Here is a 6500-nt window from a genome sequence, read left to right as displayed (position 1 = left end):
CGGTTTACTTCGCTGGCGAATGCCATCGTTCATCGGACCCCAAACTGGGCTCCCACGTGGAAGACTGAGCTTGAGTACCGTGAGGCTGCCGCGGGTATTCACGCTGGTCTGTTGGAGTTGGTTGACAGCTTTGAGAATGAAATACGCGCGTACGTGCAACGTAACGGAAGGTCTGCACTTTCGCGAATAGCTACCGCGATAGTCTCTCGTCTAAGAAAGGCAGCATCAGAGTCGAAAGGAACACCTGCACGCTTGTTGGATGAGTTCTGCAAACAGTGTTTGTCTGGCGCTAGCAACGAACGAACAAAGTTTGAGCGTGAGATTGACTTGGCGGGATGGATGACTCGGAACTCCCAATCTCCGAGTTCGCCAATGACCGCCGCTGGGTTAGCTGGTTTTTGGGTGATTGCTTACAACGAGGTCGTGCCAGCGAAGACTGATGATCCTTCATCGGTGCGTGTCGTTGTGGATGACACTCTGTACGCGTTCCACGAGCTCGCGGGAAGTTCGGTCGCGCGCCTTAGCAATGTTGAAGACAGCAGAGTCAAGCTCCATTGCTTCTACGTTTCTACCAACGGTATTGAACTCCGCTCCGGTAGGGACTCGAATTACTCGAACCTGATACGGGAGGAGTTCACTAGAGTTTTTGTCGACGCACTGCAGTTGGAATTGTGGCGCAAAATTAATCGTTGAGAAAATTACGCTATGCGAACGGAGCCGATTATGTCACTATTTAACGAGAACGTAACTAGTATTACAGCAAAGCGAGAGGGTGTGAAAGCTTCAAGAAATCAAGGTCTATTCGAAAACAGTCAGTATCGCCAGTTTCAAGGAAGCCTGTTGTCTGCGGTTGAAGCAGCGGGAGATTCTGGCGTTCTGAGGTCTGAGCTTGAGCGGATACAGATGCCTGGTAAGAATGATCTAGTGTCGAAGCAGATAGCGCAAAGCGCTATCGCGGAGCTAGCCGCACTGAGCTTGGTTTCGATAGATGAAAAAAACGAGATAGTGAAGGACGTTCCCGGCGGAGAATGAAATGAGCCGTCCGTAGGGGCATCCTGCTGCGGTTGCCGAATAATCTTGGTATTTCCGCATGTTCACAGTATGCATGACTTGGGTGCGCACGATGGCACGCGATATGATAGCACCTGTTACTTCGACAGAAAGATGGAATTGATGGACAAACAGATTCTTGTTCAATTCGATATTTCTTCGGCGCATTTGATTTTTTATTGAAGGAAAGTGATAATTCCGAAGACGGCTGCGATGCCAATCCCAGCCTCGGCCAATCGATATCTTCTGCTCACCTAACCCCTCCTCTGTTGCCGGAATGATTATCGCAATTATTTGCTGTAGCGATTGGGTGTGCAAGATCGCGGAAAAAGCGATTTTACATCGTGTCACAGTGAATTTGTTCGGAATATTTAAATGCCGCGACTGGTTAATGTGAGGCATGTGACTTCATTCATACTTCTGGTTCACCACGGATCGTTTCTCTGTTTCCAGACGATGGTGAACAACCCGGCGATTACGAGTGTGTCGATGATGAGCAGGATTACTATGACCCATAGAGACATGGCGCGCCACGTTTTTTCGGCACCTGCACAGTATTGCGTCAGGCTAACTGGTGACACGATTCTTATCGCTACTTAGCCCGGCGAAATAGTCTCATTTCAACACGATTATTCCGATCGGTCAAATATTTCATGGTCTATGTATTGTGGCAGTTGTTGCGGGTACGAACATTGCTGATGCGGGAGTGAAGTAGACGGGCTGGTCCTCGGCGTAAGAATGGGAGTTGCGACACAACCGTTCTCGACCAAGAAGGACCAGCCCTGTGACACACCGTAATGCTCCACTCACCGTGGAGGGAAGACGACGCCTGATCGAGCGCTGCCAGAGTCGTCCGATCGCCCACGTCGCCGCCGAAATGGGCATCTCCCGACAATGCGCCTCCAAGTGGGTCAACCGGTATCGCAAGTACGGTGACCTGGGACTACAGGACCGATCCAGCGCACCGAAACACCAACCCACCGCCACAGCCGCGGAGGTCGTGGCCGACATCGAGTCGATGCGCCGAACCCGGAAATGGTCGGCCTCACGCATCACGTTCGAACTCCGAATGGATGGAACGGTCATTGCTCGCCGGACCGTCACGAAAATCCTGCGGAACCTCGGATTGCACCGCCGCCGGTTCATCGACCCGAACGGCGAAACCAACCGAAAACCCCAGGTCATCGCCGCCAAGCGACCTGGTCAGATGGTCCACGTCGACGTCAAGAAAGTCGGGAAGATCCCGGACGGCGGCGGGTGGCGTGCCCACGGCCGCGGCTCCGACAAGGCCAAACGATCCCAACGCCGGAAAACGAAGAACAAGCAGGCCCGCATCGGCTACACCTACCTGCATTCCGCGATCGACGGCAACACCCGCCTGGCGTACACCGAAGCCCGCGACAACGAAACCGCAGCAACAGCCATCGATTTCATGAACAACGCCCGCGTCTTCTTCGCCGCACACGGCATCACCCGTATCGAGCGCGTGATCACCGACAACGGATCATGCTACCGGGCAGCAGATTTCACCGTTTCATTACGCGAAGCGCGGCACTACCGGATCAAGCCGTACACCCCGAAACATAACGGGAAGGTCGAACGCTACAACCGTATCCTCGCCGAAGAACTGCTGTACTCCCGCGAGTACACCAGCGAAGCTGAGCGGCGCACTGCCGTCGAAATCTGGAATGTTCACTACAATTACCACCGACCGCATTCAGCACGCGGAGGACGACCGCCCGCCGCTTACCGCCGGCACCGCGTCACCAACGTCCGTTCCTCCTACAACTGATATGTAGAGAAATTTGTCAAGGGACAGGTGGAAACGGCCTCGGGAACGGCAGTTCCCGAGGCCGTTTCCGTTTCGGTCGACGGACATGAAGAACGGCGGGTGACATGTCGATATTCACGACTCGTGGTCAGACTGATATACGCGGGTTGGCTACCGCAGGACGACTGTTCGGCAGGAACGGTGCTGCTGCTCTAGGGTCGGGCGTCGCAATCGGTTCCAATTTCGGAACCTGTTGCTGCCCATAGTTGTTTTCGCAGATCGTTCCTCACGCTGCCATCACGCCCTTTGCGATTGTCTATCGACCGAAATCTAGGGGAAGGACAAGCTCAGGGCTGGTCGTCGACGACCGCCAGCGACCAACACCATCCCGCAAGTTCTCTGGCTACGGCGACATTGGCGATCACCGGACGCTTCTTACGGGCGGTGAACTGCTCCCACCGATGATGCAGGCGGTGGTTGCCGGCATGCCCACGAGCACGCGCAGCGGGGCTGGCTTTCGCCCATCGAGTGCGCATGACCTGTCCAGGGTTGCGGTAGATCTTGCGGTGATGCCATGCTGCCTCGACCAACAACCGACGTGCATGACCGTTGCCGGTCTTGGTGATCGAACCCTGTGATCGTGATGTCCCCGAAGAGTATTCACTCGGCACCAGGCCGACATAGGAACCGATGGTGCTCCCCGTAAATCGCTGCCAGTCGCCGATCTCGACCGCCAACCCGAACCCGGTCAAAGTAGAGATTCCGCGTAAACATCCCAAACGGTGCACCATCGGCGTGTAGGGACTGTTCTCCGCCATCTCCTCGATCGCCGTATCCAGTCGGTCACGGCGGCTTCGGGTGAGCAGCATCGCTTCATAGTTCGAGTCGAACGTGGCCTGCAACGCCGACTGCTCGAACCTCTGACTTCGTAGCCACACATCATGCGCACCAGTCCACGCCGCACCACCAGAATAGACAATGCCCTGCCGCAGAAGAAGTTTCGACAAGCGATGTCGGCATCGCATCAGATCCCCGCGAGCATCCTCACGGGCACGGACCAGATCTCGGGCTGCCTCTTGTTCTACCGAAGGGACCGTGACCTCGACGATCTCGTCCAGTCGGAGCAACCGCGCCAGATGCAGCGCGTCGCGAGCATCGGTCTTGACGCGGTCACCAGCAGGTCTCTGCAATTTCGACGGCGCAACCACCACGCACTCCACACCCGCTTGATTCAGAGCTCGGTACAGGCCGAATCCGGTCGGTCCGGCCTCGTAGACGGCTTTCACCGGACCCGGCAACGAACGCAACCAGGCGAGGATCTCACCGGAGTCCGGACATAATCGTTGTTTCCATACTTCACCGGTTTGACCGTCGATCGCACATGCCACTACAGACAGTGCGTGCACGTCCAATCCGACACTCGTACGCTGATACATCACCGGGGCCTCCTGCAAATGTAGGCACTACCGATCCAGGCTTCGCCTACTCGGCAACCCACGGCAACTTGCAAGCGAGTCCCCGGCCCGAAACGGGCCGACCCTCATACCGGGAGTGTCCGATTAACGGTGGATCCGACCTTGATGTCGGTTAGTTACCGTTCAGGGTGATGCGTCCTTCGAAGGTGATCGCAAACGCATTGAGCGCGGGCTTCCACCTCATTGCCCATCGTGCCTTACCTTTCCCTGTCGGGTCCAGAGCACGCGTGGCCAAGTACAAGCATTTGAGCGCCGCCTGCTCAGTCGGGAAGTGCCCACGCGCCCGTACTGCGCGCCTGTAGCGAGCGTTGACAGACTCGATCGCGTTCGTCGAGCAGATGACGCGCCTGATCTCGACGTCGTAGTCCAGGAACGGAACGAACTCACTCCACGCGTTGTCCCACATCTTGATAATCGCTGGATACTGCTGCCCCCATTTCTGCGTGAACTCAGCGAATCGTTCCCTGGCCGCAAACTCCGACGGAGCGGTGTAGACAGGTTTGAGATCACGCGCCATCGCATCCCAATATTTACGAGAGGCAAAGCGAAAAGTGTTGCGTATCAGATGAATAATGCACGTCTGCACCACAGCGAGTTCCCAGACGGTGTTGATCGCTTCAGGCAATCCTTTGAGTCCGTCGCACACAACGATGCAGACGTCCGCCACACCACGGTTCTTGATCTCGGTCAGGACCGAGAGCCAGAACTTTGCGCCCTCTCCGCCCTCGCCGGCCCAGATCCCGAGGATGTCGCGTTCGCCATTGACGGTGACGCCGATCGCGACATACATCGGCCGGTTGGTGACCTGCCCATCGCGAACCTTCACGTGCACCGCATCGATGAACATCACCGGATACACCCGATCAAGTGGCCGGTTCTGCCACTCCGTCATTTCCCCGACGACCTTGTCGGTGATCCGCGAGATCGTGTCCTTCGACACCGACGCTCCGTAAATATCTTGAAAGTGCGCGGATATCTCGCCGGTCGTCAAACCCTTTGCCGTCAATGACAATACGATCTCATCGATACCCGTCAAGCGTCGCTGACGCTTCTTAACAATCTGCGGGTCGAACGAAGAATCGACGTCGCGTGGCACTTCGATCTCCACCGGCCCGATCTCAGTGAGCACCGTCTTCGAACGGGTACCGTTCCTCGAGTTGCCGCTGCCGCGGCCGGCGGCATCGTGCTTCTCGTAGCCCAGGTGCTCGGTCATCTCCGCGTCTAACGCGGTCTCTAGGACGTTTTTGGTGAGTTGATTGAGGAGTCCGTTCGGGCCCATCAACTCCACGCCCTGCTCCTTGGCCTGAGCCAGGAGCTGCTCGGCCAACTGCTTCTGATCCACCTCAGTCTCTGCCATGGGATCAAGTGTTTCGGTCATCGTCGATCCTTCCCGCCAAGCTCAGCTCGGCGTGTTGAATCAAGGACCGGATCCACCGTTATTCAGACAGTCCCGCATTGCCCCTGTAGTGAGTCTTGATCCGAGTCCGAAGAGTCTGCTTGCTCGGAGCTTTCCCATTAACGAGAAGTGCTGATGGGCTGATCCCCGGATACAGCAAGGTCAGCCCGTCCTTCTTCGCACACCCTGACGTGTTGATCTCAGCGGGCAACTCTCGGAACCACCAGCCGTAGGAACCTGGAGTGGCCGGCACGGGGCACGGAGTTGTTAGAACCTGAGCGCGAGTGTGGGGGGACGCTGCCAGGTAAAGGGTGCTTTCCTCCATGGCAGCGCCAGTGGTGGGGTCAGGTTCATAGCGAGGATGTTCGCATAGTTGTCTGACAGTGAAGGACGATCGGTCGGATCTGCTTAAATCAGCGGGTGACCCTTGAGAACGTCGACAAAGACCCCGACTTGCGGAAGTCGAATGACCTCGAACCGATTGACATATCTCGGGTGCCGTGGGTCCGTGCAATACTCGGCGGGGTCATCGGAATCGTGCTCGCAGTGGCGGCCGGATTGCTTGGATTCACACTGTTCGGCTGGATTGCCGGAGAAAACGAGAGCGAGACCAAGGCTGCATCGGCTGGAGCATGGGCCAGTGCAGTTGGTGCCACGGCTCTTGCCCTCGCGTCGGTCTGGTTGGCTGTGCAGGCCAACGGCCAGGCACGGGAAGCCGAACAGCGGGCGAAGGACGAGGCTGCCCTCACAGCTCGGCGGCACCAGGAAGAAATCGATGCTGCTGAGAAACGATTGAAGGTCCAACTTG

The 6500-nt window shown here is 56.8% G+C and carries 6 protein-coding genes; 4 read left to right on the top strand and 2 right to left on the bottom strand.

Going from position 1 to position 6500, the window contains the following annotated elements:
• The 3 genes from ACH5AR_RS33775 to ACH5AR_RS33765 form a co-directional block, all read left to right on the top strand.
• The coding region (locus tag ACH5AR_RS33775) for a hypothetical protein (protein WP_396305351.1) at window positions 1–693 on the top strand (693 nt) is incomplete at its 5' end.
• Window positions 694–705: 12 nt separating this feature from the next.
• Window positions 706–1032 (top strand): hypothetical protein, encoded by a 327-nt coding sequence (locus ACH5AR_RS33770; RefSeq protein WP_360675969.1) that lies wholly within the window; start codon window positions 706–708, stop codon window positions 1030–1032.
• 802 nt (window positions 1033–1834) lie between these two features.
• Window positions 1835–2842, top strand: a complete 1008-nt coding sequence (locus tag ACH5AR_RS33765; RefSeq protein ID WP_396305350.1) for an IS481 family transposase — start codon at window positions 1835–1837, stop codon at window positions 2840–2842.
• 326 nt (window positions 2843–3168) lie between these two features.
• Here ACH5AR_RS33765 and ACH5AR_RS33760 read toward each other — a convergent pair whose 3' ends face one another.
• Both ACH5AR_RS33760 and ACH5AR_RS33755 read right to left on the bottom strand, forming a co-directional pair.
• Window positions 3169–4257: an IS110 family transposase gene (locus ACH5AR_RS33760; protein WP_003942584.1), complete on the bottom strand. Its 1089-nt coding sequence runs from the start codon at window positions 4255–4257 to the stop codon at window positions 3169–3171.
• Window positions 4258–4408: 151 nt separating this feature from the next.
• On the bottom strand, window positions 4409–5674 hold the full coding sequence (locus ACH5AR_RS33755; RefSeq protein ID WP_003943361.1) for an IS256 family transposase: 1266 nt from the start codon (window positions 5672–5674) through the stop codon (window positions 4409–4411).
• Between the two features lie 438 nt (window positions 5675–6112).
• Here ACH5AR_RS33755 and ACH5AR_RS33750 point away from each other — a divergent pair.
• Window positions 6113–6500, top strand: a 388-nt coding sequence (locus ACH5AR_RS33750; RefSeq protein ID WP_396305349.1) for a hypothetical protein, incomplete at its 3' end; no start/stop codon positions are given.

The organism is Kitasatospora sp. NPDC018619 (genome assembly GCF_044391605.1).
Classification (GTDB): Bacteria; Actinomycetota; Actinomycetes; order Streptomycetales; family Streptomycetaceae; genus Kitasatospora.
This window is presented reverse-complemented; position numbering and strand designations above follow the sequence as displayed.

Bases quoted from the DNA above. Each gene is read 5' to 3' on its own strand.
- ACH5AR_RS33770 (WP_360675969.1), top strand. From the start codon at position 706: ATGCGAACGGAGCCGATTATGTCACTATTTAACGAGAACGTAACTAGT.
- ACH5AR_RS33760 (WP_003942584.1), bottom strand. From the start codon at position 4,257: ATGTATCAGCGTACGAGTGTCGGATTGGACGTGCACGCACTGTCTGTA.
- ACH5AR_RS33755 (WP_003943361.1), bottom strand. From the start codon at position 5,674: ATGACCGAAACACTTGATCCCATGGCAGAGACTGAGGTGGATCAGAAG.